Annotated in this window: 18 protein-coding genes; 10 read left to right on the top strand and 8 right to left on the bottom strand. The window is 68.7% G+C overall.

The window, feature by feature from the left end; all coding sequences use genetic code 11:
* Window positions 1-89: 89 nt before the first annotated feature.
* Window positions 90-2,447: a DNA translocase FtsK gene (locus ACQYVW_RS02080; RefSeq protein ID WP_434946250.1), complete on the bottom strand. Its 2,358-nt coding sequence runs from the start codon at window positions 2,445-2,447 to the stop codon at window positions 90-92.
* Window positions 2,448-2,493: 46 nt separating this feature from the next.
* On the bottom strand, window positions 2,494-3,561 hold the full coding sequence (locus ACQYVW_RS02085; RefSeq protein ID WP_434945895.1) for an alanine dehydrogenase: 1,068 nt from the start codon (window positions 3,559-3,561) through the stop codon (window positions 2,494-2,496).
* A 201-nt stretch (window positions 3,562-3,762) separates the two neighbouring features.
* Here ACQYVW_RS02085 and trxB point away from each other — a divergent pair, with 201 nt between their 5' ends.
* From trxB to ACQYVW_RS02110, 5 genes are all read left to right on the top strand, one after another.
* Window positions 3,763-4,722: a thioredoxin-disulfide reductase gene (gene trxB / locus ACQYVW_RS02090; protein WP_434933810.1), complete on the top strand. Its 960-nt coding sequence runs from the start codon at window positions 3,763-3,765 to the stop codon at window positions 4,720-4,722.
* A gap of 56 nt (window positions 4,723-4,778) precedes the next feature.
* Window positions 4,779-5,918, top strand: a complete 1,140-nt coding sequence (locus ACQYVW_RS02095; protein ID WP_434933811.1) for a GNAT family N-acetyltransferase — start codon at window positions 4,779-4,781, stop codon at window positions 5,916-5,918.
* 46 nt (window positions 5,919-5,964) lie between these two features.
* A complete protein-coding gene (gene aat / locus ACQYVW_RS02100; protein ID WP_434945896.1) occupies window positions 5,965-6,711 on the top strand; it encodes a leucyl/phenylalanyl-tRNA--protein transferase in 747 nt (248 codons plus the stop codon).
* Window positions 6,712-6,816: 105 nt separating this feature from the next.
* Window positions 6,817-7,035 carry a translation initiation factor IF-1 gene (infA, locus tag ACQYVW_RS02105; RefSeq protein ID WP_112926214.1) on the top strand — a complete coding sequence of 73 codons (219 nt, stop codon included), beginning with the start codon at window positions 6,817-6,819 and terminating at the stop codon, window positions 7,033-7,035.
* 149 nt (window positions 7,036-7,184) lie between these two features.
* Entirely contained in the window at window positions 7,185-9,041 is a 1,857-nt protein-coding gene (locus ACQYVW_RS02110) for a DUF885 domain-containing protein (protein WP_434945897.1), read from the top strand.
* A 108-nt stretch (window positions 9,042-9,149) separates the two neighbouring features.
* Here ACQYVW_RS02110 and clpA read toward each other — a convergent pair whose 3' ends face one another.
* Together clpA and clpS are read right to left on the bottom strand one after the other, a co-directional pair.
* Complete coding sequence (clpA, locus tag ACQYVW_RS02115) at window positions 9,150-11,432, bottom strand: ATP-dependent Clp protease ATP-binding subunit ClpA (RefSeq protein WP_434933814.1); 2,283 nt, start codon at window positions 11,430-11,432, stop codon at window positions 9,150-9,152.
* A 77-nt stretch (window positions 11,433-11,509) separates the two neighbouring features.
* Window positions 11,510-11,827 carry an ATP-dependent Clp protease adapter ClpS gene (gene clpS, locus ACQYVW_RS02120; RefSeq protein ID WP_434945898.1) on the bottom strand — a complete coding sequence of 106 codons (318 nt, stop codon included), beginning with the start codon at window positions 11,825-11,827 and terminating at the stop codon, window positions 11,510-11,512.
* 105 nt (window positions 11,828-11,932) lie between these two features.
* Between clpS and ACQYVW_RS02125 the strand changes: the two genes are divergently transcribed.
* The 4 genes from ACQYVW_RS02125 to hflD are packed head-to-tail and all read left to right on the top strand — an operon-like array spanning window position 11,933 to window position 14,711.
* Window positions 11,933-12,409, top strand: a complete 477-nt coding sequence (locus tag ACQYVW_RS02125; protein ID WP_434945899.1) for a hypothetical protein — start codon at window positions 11,933-11,935, stop codon at window positions 12,407-12,409.
* A gap of 3 nt (window positions 12,410-12,412) precedes the next feature.
* Window positions 12,413-12,892, top strand: coding sequence for an NUDIX hydrolase (locus ACQYVW_RS02130; RefSeq protein ID WP_434933818.1), 480 nt, complete (start codon window positions 12,413-12,415; stop codon window positions 12,890-12,892).
* On the top strand, window positions 12,889-14,112 hold the full coding sequence (mnmA, locus tag ACQYVW_RS02135; protein ID WP_434945900.1) for a tRNA 2-thiouridine(34) synthase MnmA: 1,224 nt from the start codon (window positions 12,889-12,891) through the stop codon (window positions 14,110-14,112). The genes ACQYVW_RS02130 and mnmA overlap by 4 nt, the downstream gene beginning before the upstream one ends.
* Window positions 14,112-14,711, top strand: a complete 600-nt coding sequence (gene hflD, locus ACQYVW_RS02140) for a high frequency lysogenization protein HflD (protein WP_434945901.1) — start codon at window positions 14,112-14,114, stop codon at window positions 14,709-14,711. The genes mnmA and hflD overlap by 1 nt, the downstream gene beginning before the upstream one ends.
* 1 nt (window position 14,712) lies before the next feature.
* On the opposite strand, the gene ACQYVW_RS02145 is transcribed toward hflD, so the two are convergent.
* The 4 genes from ACQYVW_RS02145 to ACQYVW_RS02160 form a co-directional block, all read right to left on the bottom strand.
* Window positions 14,713-15,033 (bottom strand): DUF3817 domain-containing protein, encoded by a 321-nt coding sequence (locus tag ACQYVW_RS02145; RefSeq protein WP_434945902.1) that lies wholly within the window; start codon window positions 15,031-15,033, stop codon window positions 14,713-14,715.
* 139 nt (window positions 15,034-15,172) lie between these two features.
* Window positions 15,173-17,764: a bifunctional aconitate hydratase 2/2-methylisocitrate dehydratase gene (gene acnB / locus ACQYVW_RS02150; protein WP_434945903.1), complete on the bottom strand. Its 2,592-nt coding sequence runs from the start codon at window positions 17,762-17,764 to the stop codon at window positions 15,173-15,175.
* Between the two features lie 35 nt (window positions 17,765-17,799).
* Entirely contained in the window at window positions 17,800-18,198 is a 399-nt protein-coding gene (locus tag ACQYVW_RS02155; RefSeq protein WP_434933821.1) for a type II toxin-antitoxin system VapC family toxin, read from the bottom strand.
* Complete coding sequence (locus ACQYVW_RS02160; RefSeq protein ID WP_434933822.1) at window positions 18,195-18,392, bottom strand: AbrB/MazE/SpoVT family DNA-binding domain-containing protein; 198 nt, start codon at window positions 18,390-18,392, stop codon at window positions 18,195-18,197. Before ACQYVW_RS02160 ends, ACQYVW_RS02155 begins: the two co-directional genes overlap by 4 nt.
* Window positions 18,393-18,561: 169 nt before the next feature.
* On the opposite strand from ACQYVW_RS02160, the gene acnA reads away from it, so the two are divergent.
* Entirely contained in the window at window positions 18,562-21,321 is a 2,760-nt protein-coding gene (gene acnA, locus ACQYVW_RS02165) for an aconitate hydratase AcnA (RefSeq protein ID WP_434945904.1), read from the top strand.
* Window positions 21,322-21,704 lie beyond the last annotated feature (383 nt).

Genomic DNA, 21,704 nt, shown 5'->3' on the forward strand with positions numbered 1-21,704 from the left:
CGGACGCAGCTGCCCGGTGAGCGTTCATGCAGCCGCACTTTGCGGGGCCCGTCGACGTTCACCAGGCGGCGAGCGTCGTCGCCACCGCCCTACTTCGGCGGCGGCGGCGCCAGCACGGCGCGATCGCCGTTGTGCTCGGGCGCGGACACCACGCCCGCGGCCTCCATCGCCTCGACCAGGCGCGCGGCGCGGTTGTAGCCGATCTTCAGGCGCCGCTGCACGCCGGAGATCGAAGCGCGGCGCGTCTCGGTGACGATCTTCACCGCCTCGTCGTACAGCGGGTCGGACTCGTCCCCCGAACCGCCGCCCGCTTCCGGCAGGCCGGTCGCGCCGACCGTGGTGCCGTCGTACATGGTCTGCGATTCGTCCAGCACGCCCTCGATGTAGTCGGGTCCGCCACCGCTCTGCTTGAGGTGCTCGACCACGCGGTGCACCTCCTCGTCGCTGACGAAGGCGCCGTGCACGCGCTCGGGCATGGCCGTGCCCGGCGGCAGGTACAGCATGTCGCCGTGGCCGAGCAGGGTTTCGGCGCCGGACTGGTCGAGGATGGTGCGCGAGTCGATCTTGCTCGAGACCTGGAAGGCGATACGGGTCGGGATATTCGCCTTGATCAGGCCGGTGATCACGTCCACCGAGGGGCGCTGGGTGGCCAGGATCAGGTGGATGCCCGCCGCACGCGCCTTCTGCGCCAGGCGCGCGATCAACTCCTCCACCTTCTTGCCGACGATCATCATCATGTCGGCGAATTCGTCGATGAAGATGACGATGAAGGGCAGCGTCTCCAGCGGTTCGGCGACCTCGCTGGATTCCGGATTGGGGCGGAACAACGGGTCGAGCAGCGGCTGCCCGGCTTCCTGCGCGTCGCGCACCTTCTTGTTGAAGCCGGCCAGGTTGCGCACGCCCACCGCGCTCATCAGCTTGTAGCGGCGCTCCATCTCCGCCACGCACCAGCGCAGGCCGTTGGCGGCCTCCTTCATGTCGGTGACCACCGGCGCGAGCAGGTGCGGGATGCCCTGGTAGACGCTGAGCTCCAGCATCTTCGGGTCGATCATCAGCATCCGCAGGTCCTTGGCGGAGGCCTTGTACAGCAGGCTCAGCACCATGGCGTTGACCGCCACCGACTTGCCCGAGCCGGTGGTGCCGGCCACCAGCAGGTGCGGCATGCGCGCAAGATCGGCCACCGTCGGGCGGCCGGCGATGTCCTTGCCCAAGGCGAGCGTCAGCGGGCTGGTCGACTTGTCGTACTCCTTGGAACGCAGGAGCTCGGACAGGTAAATCATCTCGCGGTGGGTATTCGGCGTTTCCAGGCCGATCACCGACTTGCCCGGGATCACATCCACCACGCGCACCGACTTCACCGACAGGCCGCGGGCGATGTCCTTGTCCAGCGTGCTGATCTGGCTGACCTTGATGCCGGGCGCCGGCTCGATCTCGAAGCGGGTGATCACCGGGCCGGGATAGGCACCCACCACCTGCGCATCGATGCGGAAGTCCTTGAGCTTGAACTCGATCTGCCGCGACAGCGTTTCCAGCGTTTCCTCGTCGTAGCCCTTGGGCTGCGGCTTGGGATCGTCGAGCAGGGCCAGCGGCGGCACGCCGCTGCCGTCGCCGACGTGGAACAGCGGGATCTGCTGCTCGCGCCGGGCCCGGTCGCTCTTTTCCACGACCGGCGCCGGCGGCGGCTCGATCTTCACTTTCTCGCGCCTGGCGCGCAGTTCGGTGTCGACCTTGCGGGTTTCCTCCCGCTCCACGCGCCGCTCGTGCGCCTCGATGCGCTCGGCCGCCTGCTTGCGCCCACGGCGCAGCAGGGCGGGCAGCATCAGCACCCAGCCCCCGACCCGGTCGGCCACCGCCAGCCAGGACAGGCCGGTGGCCAGGGTCACCGACACCAGCAGCAGGGCCAGCAGGAACAGGTTGCCGCCCAGCGCGCCAAAGCCGCGGTCGAGCGAATTGCCGACCAGCCGGCCGAGGATCCCGCCCCCGCCCTGCGGCAGGCCTTCGACGTTGCCCAAGCGCAGGTACAGCATTCCGGTGGCGGACACCATGAAGCCGACGATGCCGACCAGGCGCAGCGCCGGCCCGAAATCGACCCGGCCATCGCCATCCGAATCCATGCCGAACAGCGCGATCCAGGCGATCGCGCCCAGGATCAGCGGCAGCAGATAGGCCACGTAGCCGGTGAGGCCGAGCAGGATGTCGGCGATACGCGCGCCCACCGGCCCGCCCGCATTGTGCAACTCGCTGGCGACACCGCCGCCTGAGGCCACGAACCAGCCCGGATCGTCCGGCGAATGGGTGACCAGGCACACCAGCAGGTACAGCAGCAGGGGCGCGACCAGGATCATCGCGATGTCGCGCAGCAGGCGCTGGCGACGCGGATCCGGCGGCGCGGCCTCCTTGGCCGTCGCGCGCTGGCGCTTGCCGCGTTCAGGAATCGCCCGAGCCACCGTCATCCACTGCCTTAGCAAACCGACACAATGCCTTGATCTTAATTCAAAGTTCCAGCGATTGCAGGGCGGGATGCAGCAGCCGGCCGGCCTCGACGTTGATTCCGCGCAGCAGGGCCGGATGCGTCCGCCAGCCGCCCGAGGCGAGACGGTCCACCCAGGGCAGGATCGCCGCGCAGATGGCCTGCGAGCTGGTGCGGGGCACCGCGCCCGGCATGTTGGTGACGCAGAAGTGGGTGACGCCCTCGTCCACGTAGGTCGGCGCCTCCCAGGTCGTCGGACGCGACGTCTCGAAGCAGCCGCCCTGGTCGATGGCGATGTCCACCAGCACGCTGCCCGGCTCCATTGCCCGCACCATCGCCCGGTCGAGCACATGCGGCGCCACCGCGCCTGTGACCAGCACGGCGCCGACCACCAGGTCGGCCGTCGCCACTTCCTGCGCGACCAGGTCGTCGTAGGGATGCAGGGTGGTCACGTTCTGTCCGGCCCGCATCATCGCCTCGCGCCGGTCCTGCCGGGTCTCAAACACCACCACGTTGGCGCCGCCGGCTGCCGCGGCCGCGACCGACGCGCCGCCGGCCTGGCCGGCACCGAACACCACCACCTTGCCGCGGGGCGTCGACGGCAGCCCGCCGAGCAGCACGCCTTTGCCGCCCAGCGGCTGGTGCAGCTGGGCGGTGCCGACCTGTACGGCGATCCGTCCGGCGATCGTCGACATCGGCGCCAGCAGCGGCAGCTCGCCGCTGTCGAGTTCCACCGTTTCGAAGGCGACCGCGGTCAGCCCGATGTCCAGCAGCCGCCTGGCCAGCGGCGGATCGGGTGCAAGATGCAGGTAGCAGAACAACAGGTGATGCGGACGAAGCAGCGCGAGATCGCCCGCGACCGGCTCCTTGACCTTGACGATCAGTTCGCCTCGCTCGTACAGCGCGGCGGCGTCGGGCGCGATGCGCGCGCCCAGTCGCTCGTAGTGCGCGTCGGCGAAACCCGAGGCCACGCCGGCGTCGCGTTCGATCCATACCTCGTGTCCGCGGCGGACCAGGTCGCCGGCGGCGGCCGGCACCAGCGCCACGCGGCCCTCCAGCGGTTTGGTTTCCTTCGGCACTCCGATGCGCATGCGCGGCTCCGATCGCGATCGCCGCGCCTGGCGGCCGGGACAGCGCGTTTCGCGGACACCGGAAGCGAATACGTCGGCACGCGACATGTCGCCCCGCGGATACTGCGTTTCGCGGACATCGCCGCGCGCGCCTTGTGTTGCCGCCGCGCCGCCGCCAAGCTATGGACCCGTCAAGCCGCGCTCAATGAACTGCGAGTATACATGCCCCCCTCTTCGCCCCGGCACATCCGTCTGATCATTCTCGGTTCCGGCCCTGCCGGCTGGACCGCCGCCGTCTACGCCGCCCGCGCCAACCTCAAGCCCGTCGTCATCACCGGCCTGCAGATGGGCGGCCAGCTGATGACCACGACCGAGGTCGACAACTGGCCCGGCGACGCGCATGGCCTGATGGGCCCGGACCTGATGGCGCGCATGCAGGCGCATGCCGAACGCTTCGAGACCGAGGTGGTGTTCGACCATATCCACACCGCCGACCTCTCGCAGCGCCCGTTCCGCCTGGTCGGCGACAGCGGCGAGTACACCTGCGACGCGCTGGTCATCGCCACCGGCGCGACCGCCAAGTACCTGGGGCTGGAGTCGGAGGAGAAGTTCAAGGGCCGCGGCGTGTCCGCCTGCGCCACCTGCGACGGTTTCTTCTACAAGGACCAGGACGTGGCCGTGGTCGGCGGCGGCAATACCGCGGTCGAGGAAGCGCTGTACCTGTCCAACATCGCCCGCAAGGTCTACCTGGTGCATCGTCGCGACACGCTGCGCGCCGAGAAGATCATGCAGGACAAGCTGTTCGCCAAGGTCGCGGCCGGCAAGATCGAACCGGTCTGGCACCACACCGTGGACGAGGTGCTGGGCAACGATGCCGGCGTGACCGGCATGCGCCTGAAGTCGGTGCAGGACGACAGTACCCGCGAAATCGCGGTGCACGGCTTCTTCGTCGCCATCGGGCATACGCCCAACACGGCGCTGTTCGAGGGCCAGCTGGCGATGAACAACGGCTACCTCGACATCCGCTCCGGCCTTTCCGGCGGCGCGACCGAAACCTCGGTCAAGGGCGTCTTCGCCGCGGGCGACGTCGCCGACCAGGTCTATCGCCAGGCGATCACGTCGGCCGGGTTCGGCTGCATGGCGGCGCTGGACGCCGAACGGTTCCTGGACAAGGGCGCCTGACCACGCGCCCCGCCCGGTCCGGCGATGCCGGGCCGGTGGGGCGCGCCGAGCACAGCATGGCCGAGGTCCGGATCCATCGCCGCCTCGCCGATATTCCGGCAGACCGCTGGGACGCCCTGCACGATGGCGGCAATCCCTTTGTAGACCACGCCTTCCTGTCCGGTCTGGAAGAGGCCGGCTGCCTGCGCGAGGACTGGGGCTGGACCCCGCACCATCTCGCGCTCTGGGAGGACGATGCGCTGCTGGCGGCGGCGCCGGCCTACCTCAAGCACAACTCGCACGGCGAGTTCGTGTTCGACCACGCCTGGGCCCACGCCTATGCGCAGCATGGGCTGGACTATTTCCCCAAGCTGCTGTGCGCCGTGCCCTACTCGCCTGTGACCGGTCCTCGCCTGCTGGCGCCGACGGCCGCGCTGCGCGGCACGCTCGCACGCGAACTGGTGGAGGAGACTGCACGGCTGGGGCTGTCGTCGGCCCACGTGAACTTCGCACCCGCCGATGAGGACACCGGCTTCGGGCAGGACTGGCTCCAGCGAACCGACCTGCAGTACCACTGGCGCAACGACGCCGGCTGGTCGAGCTTCGACGACTACCTCGGGGCGATGGACCACAGGCATCGCAAGAACATCCGGCAGGAGCGGGCGAAGGTGGCACGTGCGGGCGTGGAGTTCCGCACCGTCCACGGCGGCGAGGCCAGCGAGGCGGACCTCGCCACCATGCATCGCTTCTACCTGCAGACCTTTGCCGAATACGGCAACTCGCCCGCGCTCACGCTGGAATTCCTGCAGCACCTGGCCAGGGCCATGCCATCGCGACTGCTGCTGATCCTGGCGATGTACCACGGCGAGGCGGTGGCAGGTGCCCTGTGCCTGCGCGGCGACGACACCTTGTATGGACGCTACTGGGGCGCGCTGGCGCAGCTGCCAGGGCTGCACTTCGAGACCTGCTACTACCAAGGCATCGAATACTGCCTGCGCGAGGGCCTGCGCGTGTTCGAGCCGGGCGCGCAGGGCGAGCACAAGATCGCGCGCGGCTTCCTGCCGGTGGAGGTGCGCAGCCGCCACTGGATCGCCGACGCCCGGTTTCGCGAGGCACTGTCGTCCTGGTGCGCGCAGGAGCGCATGGTCGTCGCGCGTAATCGCGCCTGGCTGCAGCAGCGCAGCCCGTTCCGGGCTGCGCCGGACACGTGCGACTGAGCCAACCGGGCCCAGCGATCGCGCACGGCCGCCCTACAATCCGGGCGTGAACCTGCCCCTGCCCCGGCTGTCCGACGACCCGGCCGCGCCGTTTCCGGATCCGGCCCGCGCCTTGCGCCAACCCGATGGGCTGCTCGCCTATGGCGGCGACCTGTCGCCGCAACGCCTGCTCAACGCCTACCGGCGCGGCGTCTTTCCCTGGTTCTCCGAAGGCCAGCCGATCCTGTGGTGGTCGCCCGATCCGCGCATGGTGTTCCGCAGCGATGGCGTGCGCCTCTCCTCGCGCTTCCGGCGCGGCCTGCGCCGCTCGACCTGGGTGGCGCGGGCCGACACGGCCTTCGCACGCGTGATCCACTGCTGCGCCAGCAGCCCGCGTCCGGGGCAATCGGGTACCTGGATCACGGCCGAGATGCAGTCGGCCTACCTGCACCTGCACCGGCTCGGCCACGCCCACAGCGTGGAGGTGTTCGCCGATGCGGACGAGGACGCGCCGCTGCTGGGCGGGATCTACGGCATCGCGGTGGGACGGATGTTCTACGGCGAAAGCATGTTCAGCGCGGCCTCGGGCGGATCGACCGCGGCGCTGGCCGCCCTCGCCCACTGGCTGCACGGGCGCGGCTGCCCGCTGATCGACGCCCAGGTGGAGAACCCGCACCTGCTATTCCTCGGCGCGGCGCACATGCCGCGCGAGCGCTTCCTGCAGGCCATCGCGCCGCTGGTCGAGGCGCCCGTGGCGCCAGGTTCCTGGACGGCGGACTTCGGCACTGTCCCGCTGCATTCGCGGGGAAGATGAACACCCCGCCCCGGCCGCGGCTTTGCACCGGGCCGGCGCGCATGGCAGAATGCCCCGCTTATTTTCGCGGCAGTGGCGCGCCCGCAACCACCGGCAACAGGACGAATGGCGAAAGACGACGTCATCGAATTCGAAGGCACGATCTCCGAGACCCTCCCGAACACCATGTTCCGGGTGAAGCTTGAGAACGGCCACGAAATCATTGCGCATATCTCCGGACGCATGCGCAAGAACTACATCCGAATCCTGACCGGCGACAAGGTCAAGGTCGAGATGACCCCCTACGACCTGACCAAGGGTCGCATCACCTACCGCATGAAGTAGACCGGCATCGCCGGTCGCGCCGCAGGACGGCGCCTTCCCGCACCGCACCCTCGGCGCGCTTCCCCTACCCGCATTCCCCCTGCCATCAGTCGCATGGCGGCCGGGCATCGACGCGCCTATGCTTCGTGCATCCCTTCAGGAGATGTCCGATGCATAGGCCCGCCCTTGTCCGCGCCCTCGCCCTGTCCGTCGCGCTCGCCCTTGCCGCTCCGGCCGCCTTCGCGCAGCAGGAAGCGCCGGCCGCCGCAGCCGCGAGCACCCAGACCGAGAGCCAGCGCCTGAATGCCTGGTTCGAACGCAAGTACCAGGAAGAGCTGCGCTTCAGTCCCATCGCGCTGACCTTCCTCGGCCGCAAGGAGCTCTACGACCGGCTCGACGACATGTCCGAGCAGGCGCAGGACGAGCGCCTGGCCTGGCGCAAGGCCACGGTGGACGAGATGGAGTCGCAGTTCGACCGCGAGGCGCTCGACGACGAGACCAGGCTGTCCTGGGACCTGTGGAAGCTGCAGTACGAGACCGCCGCCGCGGGCAACCGCTATCGGCGCAACGTCTACGTCTTCAACCAGATGCAGGGCGCGCAGTCGTTCCTGCCGACCTTCCTGATCAATTTCCACAAGGTCGAGACCGAAGCCGACTATCTGGCGTACCTCGCCCGCCTGAAGGAAGCGCGTCGCGCGATGGGACAGATGCTGGAGCTGGCCAGGCGCAATGCCGACGACGGCTATCGCATGCCGCGCTTCGCCTACGACGGGGTGCTCAAGGAAGCGCGCGCGGTGATCACGGGCGCGCCCTTCGACGAGGGCAAGGATTCGGCGCTGTGGGGCGACCTGCAGGCCAAGGCCGACGGGCTGGTCAAGTCCGGCCTCATCGACGCGGCGCGCGCCACCGCGCTCAAGGACGAGGCGCGCCAGGCGCTGCTGGACAACATCCAGCCCGGCTATCGCGACCTCATCGCCTGGGCGGAAGCCGATCGCGCCAACGCCATCGACAACCCGTCGGGCGTGGGCACCACCCAGGCCAACGGCGCGGACTACTACCGCCACCAGCTGCGGATGCACACCACCACCGACCTCGACGCCGACGCGGTGCACCGGATCGGCCTGGACGAGGTCGCGCGCATCCATCGCGAAATGGAGGCGCTGATGAAGCGGGTCGGTTTCGAGGGCGACCTGCAGGCCTTCTTCCGGCACATCTCAACCGATCCGAAGTTCAAGTATCCCGACACCGATGCCGGCCGCCAGGCCTACATCGACGATGCCACCCGCGCCATCGACAACATCAAGAAGGTGCTGCCGCAGTACTTCGGCCTGCTGCCCAAGGCCGACCTGGTGGTCAAGCGCGTCGAACCGTTCCGCGAGCAGCCAGGCGCCGCACAGCACTACTTCCCCGGCACCGCCGACGGCTCGCGTCCCGGCGTGTACTACGCGCACCTGTCGGACATGAACGCGATGCCCAAGCCCGAGCTCGAGGTCATCGCCTACCACGAGGGCCTGCCGGGCCATCACATGCAGATCTCGATCGCGCAGGAACTCACCGGCGTGCCCGAGTTCCGCACCCAGGCGCGCTCGACCGCGTACTCGGAGGGCTGGGGCCTGTATTCGGAATGGCTGGCGCGCGAGATGCCGGGCACCTATGTGGATCCCTACTCCGAATACGGCCGCCTGGCCTCGGAACTCTGGCGCGCGGTGCGCCTGGTGGTCGACACCGGCCTGCACGCCAAGGGCTGGACCGAGCAGCAGGCGGTGGACTACTTCAGCGCCAACTCCGCCACGCCGGAGGCCGCGATCCGCTCCGAGATCCAGCGCTACATCACCTGGCCGGGCCAGGCCACGGCGTACAAGATCGGCATGATCCGGATCCAGGAGCTGCGGCGCAAAGCCGAGGGCGAGCTGGGCGAACGCTTCGACATCCGCGGCTTCCACGACGCCGTGCTCGGCGGCGGCGCGCTGCCGCTGAACCTGCTGGAGCGCCGCGTCGACCAGTGGATCGCCAGCCGCAAGGGTTGACGCGCGGCTCCTGCTGCGCCGGTCCCGCAACGGGACCGGCGCCATGGCCAGGCGGGCGGACACGAAAAAGGCGGCCATGGGCCGCCTTTTTCGCTGCATCGCGCCGCGCTATTCGACCGTGGCCGGCAGCAGCTTCTCCGGTTCGGCGAACGTCTCGACCACCAGCTCGTCGTCCTTGACGTCGATGCTGACCCGGCCGCCCTTGGCCAGCTTGCCGAACAGCAGCTCGTCGGCCAGCGGGCGCTTCACCTTGTCCTGGATCACGCGCGCCATCGGACGCGCGCCCATCTGCGGGTCGAAGCCGTGCGCGGCCAGCCAGTCGCGAGCGGCCGGCGTGGACGTCATCGCCACGTTCTTCTCGTGCAACTGGGTTTCCAGCTCGATCAGGAACTTGTCCACCACCCGCAGGATGTGGTCCATGCCCAGCGCCTGGAACTGCACGATCGCATCGAGACGATTGCGGAACTCCGGGGTGAAGCCCTTGCGGATCACTTCCATCGCGTCGGTGCTGTGGTCCTGGCGAGTGAAGCCGATCGACCGGCGCGAGGCCTGGGCGGCGCCGGCGTTGGTGGTCATCACCAGGATCACGTTGCGGAAGTTCGCCTCGCGCCCGTTGGTGTCGGTCAGCACGCCGCGGTCCATGACCTGCAGCAGGATGTTGAAGATGTCCGGATGCGCCTTCTCCACCTCGTCCAGCAGCAGCACGCAGTGCGGCGTCTTGACGATCTTCTCGGTCAGCAGGCCGCCCTGGTCGAAGCCGACGTAGCCCGGGGGCGCGCCGATCAGGCGCGACACCGAATGCGGTTCCATGTACTCGGACATGTCGAAGCGCACCAGCTCGATGCCCAGCTGCAGCGCGAGCTGGCGGGTGACCTCGGTCTTGCCCACGCCGGTGGGGCCGGCGAACAGGAAGTTGCCGATCGGCTTGTCCGGATTGCCCAGGCCGCTGCGCGAGAGCTTGATCGCCGAGGTCAGCATCTCGATCGCCGGATCCTGGCCGAAGATCACCATCTTCAGGTTGCGCTCCAGGTGCTCGAGCACGTCCTTGTCGGAAGCGCTGACCTGCTTGGTGGGGATACGCGCCATCTTGGCGACGATCGCCTCCACTTCCTCCACGTCGATCAGGTGCTTGCGGGAATCGGCCGGCAGCAACCGCTGCCGCGCACCCGCCTCGTCGATCACATCGATCGCCTTGTCGGGCAGCAGCCGGTCGCCGATGTGCTTGACCGACAGGTCGACGGCCGCCTGCAGCGCCTCGTCCTGGTACTGCACGTCATGATGCTCTTCGTACTTCGACTTCAGCCCGCGCAGGATCTCGTAGGCCTCGCCCACGGTCGGCTCGACGATGTCGATCTTCTGGAAGCGCCGCGCCAGCGCGCGATCCTTTTCGAAGATGCCGCGATACTCCTGGAACGTGGTCGAACCGATGCAGCGCAGTTCGCCCGAGGCCAGCGCCGGCTTGATCAGGTTGGAGGCGTCCATCGTGCCCCCTGACGCCGAGCCGGCCCCGATGATGGTGTGGATCTCGTCGATGAACAGGATCGCTCCCGGATGCTTCTTGATCGCCGTGAGCACCGCCTTCAGGCGCTTCTCGAAGTCGCCGCGGTACTTGGTGCCCGCCACCAGCGCGCCCAGGTCCAGCGAATAGATGGTGGCATCGGCCAGCACGTCCGGCACCTCGCCGTGGACGATGCGCCGCGCCAGGCCTTCGGCGATCGCCGTCTTGCCTACGCCCGCCTCGCCCACGTACAGCGGATTGTTCTTGCGCCGCCGGCACAGCACCTGGATGGTGCGCTCGACCTCCTCGGCGCGTCCCACCAGGGGGTCGATGCGGCCCTCGCGGGCCATGGCGTTGAGGTCGGAGGCGAATTCGGCCAGGGCATCGCCCTTGGCTTCGCCGTCGCCGCCCTCGGCCCGCGCCGCGGCGTCCTCACTGCCCGGCTCCGGCGCCTCGCCGCCGGCCTTGGCGATACCGTGCGACATGTAGTTGACGACGTCCAGGCGGGTGACATCCTGCTGGTGCAGGAAATAGACCGCGTGCGAATCCTTCTCGCCGAAGATCGCCACCAGCACGTTGGCGCCGGTGACCTCCTTCTTGCCGGAGGACTGGACATGGTAGACGGCCCGCTGCAGCACGCGCTGGAAACCCAGCGTGGGCTGGGTATCGCGGCCATCGTCCTCGGGCAGCTTGGACACCGAGGTCAGGATGGCCTGCTCGAGATCCCCACGCAGGCGCGGGAAGTCCGCGCCGGTGGCCTTGAGCACGGCCTCGGCCGAGGGGTTGTCGAGCAGCGCGAGCAGCAGATGCTCGACCGTCATGTACTCGTCACGCGCCTCGCGGGCGCGCTTGTAGCACTGGCCGATGCTGTACTCGAGATCCTTGCTGAACATGGGGAGGGAACCTCCAGGGAACTGCAGCCTGTATGGGGCCGCGGTTCGGCTTTTCCATGCCCCGGCCTCGGCTCCTTTTAGGCCTTTTCCATGGTGCAGAGCAAGGGGTGCTGGTTGAGCCTGGCGTATTCGTTCACCTGTGCCACCTTGGACTCGGCCACCTCGCGGCTGAACACCCCGCAGACCCCCCGCCCCCGGGTGTGGACGTGCAGCATCACCTGGGTGGCCTTTTCGAGGTCCATCGCGAAAAAGCGCACCAGCACGTCGACCACGAAGTCCATGGGCGTGTAATCGTCGTTCAGCAACAGGACCGAATACAGCGGGGGACGTGCCAGTTCCGGCTTTCCGGTTTCGACGACGGTGCCGTGGTCGTGTTCGGGATGCTTGCGGGTCATCCGGCGATTATACGGAGAGCGGACGCAGGGCCGGAACGGCCGGCATTGGACGGGGCGCGGGCCCACGCGAGACAATTCACGGCGAATCCACAAAGGGGGGACACCATGAAACACCGCGTTGCACTGTTGCTGGTCGCCGCCGCGCTCGCCGTCCTGACCGCTGCCCCGGCCATGGCCGACAGCTCGGTGGCCTCGCGCCTGGACGCGCGCGGAATGAAGTACGAGGTCGACGAGGACGGCGACTACAAGGTGGTCTACAACTATGCCGAGGAAGGCCGCACCCAGCTGGTCTTCGTGTCCGGGCGCACCGAGGACGTGGCCGGGTTCCGGATCCGCGAAGTGTTCGCCCCCGCCGCGCGCCTGGAGCAGGACGGAATCGACGGCGCCCGCGCCCTCACCCTGCTCGAGGACAGCCGCACCCAGAAGCTGGGCGCCTGGGAAGCCGCGGGCGACGTGCTGTACTTCGTGATCAAGCTGCCCGACAGCGTCGATGCGGCCGCCCTGGAAGCCGCGCTGGACATCGCGGCCCAGGTCGCCGACGACAAGGAGATCGAGTTCAGCGGCGACCGGGACGAACTCTGACGCATGAGCTACCGCGAAGGCCGCTTCTGGCAACCCGACGTCACCGTGGCCACGGTGGTGGTCGACGACGGCCGGCTGCTGTGCGTGGAGGAACGGGTGCAGGGCCGGCTGGTGCTCAACCAGCCGGCCGGCCACCTGGAGCCCGACGAAAGCCTGATGGAAGCGGCGCTGCGCGAGACCCGCGAGGAAACCGGCTGGGATGTGCGCCTGACCGCCTTCATCGGCGCATACCAGTGGAAGGCGCCGGCCCGCCCTGGTGAAAGCGAGGGTCGCCACTACCTGCGCTTCGCTTTTGCCGCCGAGCCACTTCGGCTCGATCCGGACCGCACCCTCGACGAGGGCATCGAGCGTGCGCTGTGGCTGGCGCCCTCGGACCTGCGCGCTGAAGTCGCACGGCATCGCAGCCCCCTGGTGTGGCGGGTGGTCGCCGACTACCTGGCCGGCCGCCGCCATCCGCTGTCGCTGGTCACGCAGCTGGCATGAGCGGCCCGCAGGTCATCGTCGGCATGTCCGGCGGCGTCGATTCCTCGGTCGCCGCCCTGCTGCTGCGCGACGCCGGCACGCCGATCGCGGGGCTGTTCATGCAGAACTGGGCCGACGACGACGCGCAGGACAGCGCGAGTGCCGCTGAAGGCAGGCCGGAAAATGCGTCCTGCGCTTCCGGCACTCCCGCCATCCATGGCGGTCGGAAGCTGAAAGCGGCCGGCAGCGGCGAGTGCCGCGCCGAGGACGACCGCCGCGACGCGGTCGCGGTGTGCGGCCGGCTTGGCATCCCGATCCATTTCCGCGACTTCTCGTCCGAGTACTGGAGCGGCGTGTTCGAGCACTTCATCGCCGAATACGCGGCCGGCCGCACGCCCAATCCCGACGTGCTGTGCAACCGCGAGATCAAGTTCCGGCATTTCCTGGACGCCGCGCGCGAACTGGGCGCGGAGAAGATCGCCACTGGCCACTACGCCGCCGTGGGCCATCGCGCTGGCCGCTGGCACCTGCTGCGCGCGGCCGACCGCGGCAAGGACCAGACCTATTTCCTGCACCAGTTGGGCCAGGACCAGCTGGCCGCCACCGAATTCCCGCTGGGCGCGCTGGCCAAGGCCGACGTGCGCGCCATGGCCCGCGAGGCCGGCCTGCCTACCGCGGCCAAGAAGGACTCCACCGGCATCTGCTTCATCGGCGAGCGCGATTTCCGCAGCTTCCTGTCGCAGTACCTGCCTGCGCGCGAAGGCGAAATGCAGACGCCGGACGGGCGCGTGGTCGGTCGCCACCCGGGCGTGTTCTATTTCACCCTGGGGCAGCGCGAAGGCCTGCAACTGGGCGGCCTGCGCGGTTTCGACGCGGCCCCTTGGTACGTGGTGGGCAAGGACGTCGCGCGCAACGCGCTGGTGGTTGACCAGGGCAGCGACAGCCCCTATCTCAGATCCACGCGGCTGTGGAGCGAACCGGCGCACTGGATCGGCGGTTCGCCGCCGGCCCGACGGTTCGAATGCACGGCCCAGACCCGTTACCGGCAACCGGAGGAACCCTGCCAGGTGAGCATCGACGAATCCAGCGGCAGCCTCGAAGTGGCGTTCCGCAATCCGCAGCGCGCGGTCACGCCAGGCCAGTCCGTGGTGTTCTACGACGGCCACACCTGCCTGGGCGGCGCGGTCATCGCCAGCACCGATGCGCCGCTTGAACAGCGCCTGCGCGGGGAGGCGGCATGATGGACGACCGCGTACTCGCGCTGGCCGGCCTGGCACAGGCCCTCAAGCAGGTGCGTCGCATCGCCGAAACCGGCCAGGCCGATGCGGCCGTGCTGGGCACCTGCCTGGACAGCGTGTTCCGCATCGACGCCGCATCGCCCGAGGACGTCTACGGCGGCGCGCGCAACCTGCGCCCGGGGCTGCTGCTGCTGCGCGATTTCCTGTCCAGCCAGGGCGAGGACCCGCAACTTCCGAAGCTGGCCCTGTCGGTGACCCAGCTCGAACGCCGCTTCGTCGCCGACGACGACGTGGCGGGACGCGTGCACGCAGGCATCCTGGCGATCCTGCCGCAGGCGCAGAGCCTGGGTGCGGGCCATCCCGAAGTCCTGGCGGCATTGGGCACGCTGTATTCGGAGACCGTGAGCCAGTTGCGCCCCAAGGTCATGGTGCAGGGCAACCCGCACTACCTGGGGCAGGCAGGCGTGGTCGCCGAGATCCGCGCCATCCTGCTCGCCGCGCTGCGCTCGGCCGTGCTGTGGCGCCAGCTGGGCGGCAGCGTCTGGGACCTGTTCCTGCGCAAGCGCGCGGTCCAGCAGTCGATCGAGGGCTGGCTGGACTGACTCAACGCGCGGACAGCAGTCCGCGCCTGCGGAACCAGATTTCCAGCGGCAGGGTCGCCAGCGGCGGCACTGCCGCGAGCAGGGCCAGCAGCAGCGCCCATGCCGGCCAGCGCAGTCTCGCGCCGGCCACCACGGTCACGGCGACGTAGGCCAGGAACGCGATGCCGTGCAGGCGGCCGAACAGCCACACACCCAGCTCGGTGGTGCCGGTGCCGTACTTGAGCAACATGCCCAGCAGCAGGCCGGCCCAGGTGGCGGCCTCGATGAAGGCGACGATGGCGAACAGCCGCCCCATGGGGGCGAGGCGGTCGGAACGGGTCATGCGATCGGGTCCCAGGGAAGGCTCGCCTCCCACCAGCGCCGGTGTGGCGCATCCATAAAAGGACGGCCGGCACCGGACCGGTCCGGCCGTCGATCCTCGGCCGGGTGCGCCCGCGTCGGGCGCGCCCCTGCCAGTGGCGTCAGGCGGCGACGCTGGCCGCCGTCTCGCGATACTCCTCGATCTGGTCGAAGTTCATGTAGCGGTAGATCTCGGCGCCCTTCTCGTTGATCACGCCGATGTCCGCCATGTACTCCTCCTTGCTCGGGATCTTGCCCAGGCGCGAGCAGATCGCCGCCAGCTCCGCCGAACCCAGGAACACGTTGGAGTTGCGGCCCAGGCGGTTGGGGAAGTTGCGGGTGGAGGTGGAGAACACCGTCGCGCCCTCACGCACCTGGGCCTGGTTGCCCATGCACAGCGAGCAGCCCGGCATTTCCATGCGCGCGCCGGCGGTGCCGAAGGTGCCGTACACGCCCTCCTTGGTCAGCTCCGAGGCGTCCATCTTGGTCGGCGGCGCGACCCACAGGCGGGTCGGGATATCGCGCTTGCCTTCCAGCAGCTTGGCCGCGGCACGGAAGTGGCCGATGTTGGTCATGCACGAACCGATGAACACTTCATCGATCTTGGTACCGGCCACGTCGGACAGGGTCTTCACGTCGTCCGGGTCGTTCGGGCAGGCCAGCAGCGGCTCGTGCACCTCGGCCAGGTCGATCTCGATCACCGCCGCGTACTCGGCGTCGGCATCGGGCTCGAGCAGCTGCGGGTCGGCCAGCCAGGCTTCCATCTTCGCGATGCGGCGTGCCAGCGAACGCGCGTCCGCATAACCTTCGGCGATCATCCACTTCAGCAGGGTGATGTTGCTGGTGAGGTACTCGATGATCGGCTCCTTGTTGAGCCGCACCGTGCAGCCGGCCGCCGAACGCTCGGCCGAGGCGTCGGACAGCTCGAACGCCTGCTCCACCTTCAGGTCCGGCAGGCCCTCGATCTCGAGGATGCGGCCGGAGAAGATGTTCTTCTTGCCTTGCTTGGCCACGGTCAGCAGACCGGACTTGATGGCGTAGTACGGGATCGCGTTGACCAGGTCGCGCAGGGTCACGCCGGGCTGCATCTCGCCCTTGAAGCGCACCAGCACCGACTCGGGCATGTCCAGCGGCATCACGCCGGTGGCGGCGGCAAACGCCACCAGGCCCGAACCTGCCGGGAAGGAAATACCCACCGGGAAACGCGTATGCGAGTCGCCGCCGGTGCCGACGGTGTCGGGCAGCAGCATGCGGTTGAGCCAGCTGTGGATCACGCCGTCGCCCGGGCGCAGCGAGATGCCGCCGCGGGTGGAGATGAACTCCGGCAGGGTGTGGTGGGTCTTGACGTCGACCGGCTTGGGATACGCCGCGGTGTGGCAGAACGACTGCATCACCAGGTCGGCGCTGAAGCCCAGGCAGGCCAGGTCCTTCAGCTCGTCGCGGGTCATCGGACCCGTGGTGTCCTGCGAACCGACCGAGGTCATCTTCGGCTCGCAGTAGGTGCCCGGACGCACGCCCTGCCCTTCCGGCAGGCCGCAGGCACGGCCGACCATCTTCTGCGCCAGCGAGTAGCCCTTGCCGCTGTCGGCCGGCTGCTGCGGCTGGCGGAACAGGTCGGTGGCCGGCAGGCCCAGCGATTCGCGCGCCTTGGCGGTCAGGCCGCGGCCGATGATCAGCGGGATGCGGCCACCGGCGCGCACCTCGTCGAACAACACCTCCGACTTGACCTGGAACTCGGCGATCACCTGCCCGTTCTTCAGCGCCTTGCCGTCGTAGGGACGCAGCTCGACCACGTCGCCGTGTTCCATCTGCGACACGTCCAGCTCGATCGGCAGTGCGCCCGCATCTTCCATGGTGTTGTAGAAGATCGGCGCGATCTTGCTGCCCAGGCACACGCCGCCGGCACGCTTGTTGGGGATGTACGGGATGTCGTCGCCGGTCCACCACAGCACCGAGTTGGTGGCGGACTTGCGGCTCGAGCCGGTGCCGACCACGTCGCCGACATAGGCCACCAGATGGCCCTTGTCCTTGAGCGAGAGGATCTCCTGGATCGGACCGCGCTTGCCGTCTTCCTCCGGCACGAAGGGCGCGTCGGGGCGCTTGTTCTTGAGCATCGCCAGCGCGTGCATCGGGATGTCCGGGCGCGTGGTGGCATCCGGTGCCGGCGACAGGTCGTCGGTGTTGGTCTCGCCCGGCACCTTGAACACGGTGATGGTCAGCGACTGCGGCACTTCCGGCTTGGAGGTGAACCACTCGGCATCGGCCCAGCTCTGCAGCACGGCCTTGGCGTGAGCGTTGCCGGCCTTGGCTTTTTCTTCCACGTCGTGGAAGGCGTCGAACACCAGCAGGGTCTTCTTCAGGCCTTCGGCGGCGATGGCGCCGACGACCGCATCGTCGAGCAGCTCGATCAGCGGCGCGACGTTGTAGCCGCCCAGCATGGTGCCCAGCAGTTCGGTGGCGCGCTCGCGGCTGATCAGCGGCGTCGCCTCGGTACCGAAGGCCAGCGCAGCCAGGTACGAGGCCTTCACCTTCGCGGCATCGTCCACGCCGGCCGGCACGCGACTGGTGATCAGGTCGACCAGGAAGGCTTCCTCGCCCGCCGGCGGCGCCTTGATCAGTTCGATGACCTCGGCGGTCTGCTGCGCGCTCAGCGGCAGCGGCGGGATGCCCAGCGCAGCGCGCTCGGCGACGTGGTGGCGATAGGCTTCCAACATCGGGGTTTCTCCAGAAAAAACGGTGACAAACAGGTTCAGGCCTTGGGCACGATCAGCTTCAGGCCCTTGAAATAGTCGCGGTGGAAGGCGGTGTCGAACGTCACCAGCCCATCGCATTGCAGCAAGGCGTGCGCGCCCACCAGGAAGTCGGCGACCGGGCGCGGCTCGCCGCCGCGCTGCCGTTGCCGCCGCTCCATTTCGCCGGCGCGAAGCGCGGACTTGGCCTCGACTGCGCTGAAATGCACGCCCATCTCCTCAAGCGCGGCCAGCGCATCGGCCCCGTTGCGCAGCGAAGCGCACAGCTGCGCCAGCGCCACGTCGCACAGCACCACGCGCCCGCCGGCCAGGCACTGGCGCAGGCTGGCCTCGACGGCGTCGGCACGCGGCCCGTCGGTCAGCAGTTCCACCAGCACTGGCGCGTCGGCGGCGATCATCCGTCCTTCCGAGCCCCGGGATCGAGCGCGAACTTGCCGCGCACGCGCGAGATCGCGTCGTCCACGCTCTTGCGCAGGATGATGCGGCTGCCGTCCAGCTCGACCTTGAGCACGCTGCCCTTGGTGAGTCCCAGCGCATCGCGCACGGCCTTGGGCAGGGTGATCTGGCCGCGTTCGGCCACGGTGGCTTCCATCGCGAGTCTCCCATGCACGGAACGGTATGGATGGATTATACATACTTCCGCCCCCATACCGCAGCCTCCATACTTCCCCACGCGCAGAAAGAGCGTCTCGGGACCGCAACGCGGACCAGCGTAGACTCGACCGCAGACGCCGCAGCCCATCAGCCAAAGGAGTCCCGACATGGCCGACAGCTTTTCCACCCACGCCACCCTCGAGGTCGGCGGCAAGTCCTTCACCTACGCCAGCCTGCCCCGCCTGGGCGAGCGCTTCGGGATCGCCCGCCTGCCCTACTCGATGAAGATCCTGCTGGAGAACCTGCTCCGGCACGAAGATGGCGTGACCGTGCTGCCAGCCCATATCGAGGCGGTGGCGAACTGGGATTCCGCGGCGGTGCCGGACATCGAGATCGCCTTCATGCCCGCGCGCGTGGTGCTGCAGGACTTCACCGGCGTGCCCTGCGTGGTCGACCTGGCGGCGATGCGCGACGCGGTCGTGCGCCTGGGCGGCAGGCCCGAGCAGATAAACCCGCTGATCCCCTCCGAACTGGTGATCGACCACTCGGTGCAGGTGGATGTGTTCGGCAAGCCCGATGCGCTCGACATCAACGGCAAGATCGAGTTCGAGCGCAACCGCGAGCGCTACGGCTTCCTGCGCTGGGGCCAGAAGGCTTTCGACAACTTCAAGGTGGTGCCGCCCAACACCGGCATCGTCCACCAGGTGAATCTGGAGAACCTCGCCCGCGTGGTCTTCGCCGGCGAAAAGGACGGCCAGCCCTGGGTCTATCCGGACACCGTGTTCGGCACGGACAGCCACACTACGATGATCAACGGCATCGGCGTGCTCGGCTGGGGCGTGGGCGGCATCGAGGCCGAGGCCGCCATGCTGGGCCAGCCTTCGTCCATGCTGATCCCGCAGGTGGTCGGCTTCAAACTCACCGGCAGGCTGCCCGAGGGCGCCACTGCTACCGACCTGGTGCTCACCGTGACCGAGATGCTGCGCAAGCACGGCGTGGTGGGGAAGTTCGTGGAGTTCTTCGGCGATGGCCTGCAGCACCTCCCGCTGGCCGACCGCGCCACCATCGGCAACATGGCGCCCGAATACGGCGCCACCTGCGGCATCTTCCCGATCGACCAGGAGTCGCTGAACTACCTGCGCCTGTCGGGTCGCGACGAAGCGCAGATCGAACTCGTCGAAGCCTATGCGCGCGCGCAGGGCCTGTGGCACGAGCCCGGCGCGCCGGAGGCCGCCTACAGCAGCGTGCTGCATCTGGACATGGGCGACGTGAAGCCGTCCATGGCCGGCCCGCGCCGGCCGCAGGACCGGGTCCTGCTGGAAGAGGTGAAGCGGAACTATCGCGAGAACCTCCCGGTGCTCACGGCCAATCGCGATCGGCGCAGCCCCGACGTGGCGAACTTCGTCGCCGAGGGCGGCGGCGCGGCGGTGGGCAACGACCTGCTGCAGAAGGGCTTCCACGACACCGTGATCGATGGCCGCAACGTGCGGCTCAAGGACGGCGCGGTGGTGATCGCCGCCATCACCTCCTGCACCAACACATCCAACCCCGCGGTGATGATCGGCGCCGGCCTGCTGGCCCGCAACGCGGCGGCTCGCGGGCTGGACCGCAAGCCCTGGGTCAAGACCTCGCTCGGCCCGGGTTCGCGCGTGGTCACCGACTACCTCGAAAAGGCCGGACTTCTGGGCGAACTCGAGAAGATCGGTTTCTATGTCGTCGGCTACGGCTGCACGACCTGCATCGGCAACTCGGGGCCGCTGCCGCCGGAAGTCAGTGCCGCGATCGCCGCCGGCGACCTGGTCGTGACCTCGGTGCTGTCGGGCAACCGCAACTTCGAAGGCCGCATCCACGCCGAGGTGAAGATGAACTATCTCGCCTCGCCGCCGCTGGTGGTGGCCTATGCGCTCGCCGGCACGGTGGACATCGACCTCACCACCGAACCGCTCGGCCACGACCCGGACGGCAATCCCGTGTTCCTGCGCGACATCTGGCCCACCAACAAGGAGATCGGCGACTTCATTGCCCGCACGATCGGGCCGGAGATGTTCAAGCAAAACTATGCCGACGTATTCAAGGGCGACACGCGCTGGAACACCATCGAGTCGCCCGACGGCGAGCTCTACGCATGGGACGATGCGTCGACCTACATCAAGAACCCGCCCTACTTCGACGGCATGACGATGGAGGTCGGGAGCATCGACGACATCCGCGGCGCGCGGGTGATGGGCCTGTTCGGCGATTCCATCACGACCGACCACATCTCGCCCGCCGGCAGCATCAAGAAGGATGCGCCCGCCGGGCGCTTCCTGCAGTCGCGCGGCGTGCAGCCGGCCGACTTCAACAGCTACGGCTCGCGCCGCGGCAACGATGACGTGATGGTGCGCGGCACCTTCGCCAACATCCGCATCAAGAACCTCTTCTTCGGCGGCGAAGAGGGGGGCAACACCCTGTACTTCGGCGCACCGGGCGCGCCCGGCACCCCGGAGAAGATGTCGATCTACGACGCGGCGATGCAGTACCGCGCCGCGGGCGTACCCACCGTGGTGTTCGCCGGCAAGGAGTACGGCACCGGCTCTTCCCGCGACTGGGCGGCCAAGGGCACCAACCTGCTCGGCATCAAGGCCGTGGTGGCGGAAAGCTTCGAGCGCATCCACCGCGCCAACCTGGTGGGCATGGGCGTGCTGCCGCTGCAGTTCCGCGAGGGCGAGAACGCGCAGACCCATGGCCTGGACGGCACCGAGGTGATCGACATCGTGGGCCTGGAGGACGGCCGCGCGAAGGCAGCCACCATCGTGGCCACGCATGCCAATGGCACCGTGAAGCGGATCAACGTCGACGTGCTTCTGCTGACGCCAAAGGAAGTGGAGTACTTCCGCCACGGCGGCCTGCTCCACTACGTGCTCCGCCAGCTCGCCGCACGCCAGTAACGGCCCGGCGCATCACGTGCGGAAGCCCCGCCCGGCGCAGCGCGCCGGGCGTTCGCACAGGCCGCGCGGCATGCCGCGCAAACGGCCTGCGCTTACCCGCCACGGCGGCCTGCTCCACTACGTGCTCCGCCAGCTCGCCGCACGCCAATAACGGCTCGGCGCATCACGTGCGGAAGCCCCCGCCCGGCGCAGCGCGCCGGGCGTTCGCTCGCGATCGACGCACTCGAATCCGACACTGCTTGTAGATCCAGCCAGGCGCAGCCTGTCGGGGGCAGCGGGCCTTCGCAGCGAAATCAACGGGGAAGCCTGCGCCACCGGTGCAGGCCGGAGGACATTCGCGGAGAAGGCCCGCTGCCCCCGGCAGGCCCCTCCGTTCGCGATGA

The sequence above is a fragment of the Luteimonas campi genome (assembly GCF_051162505.1).
GTDB lineage: Bacteria > Pseudomonadota > Gammaproteobacteria > Xanthomonadales > Xanthomonadaceae > Luteimonas.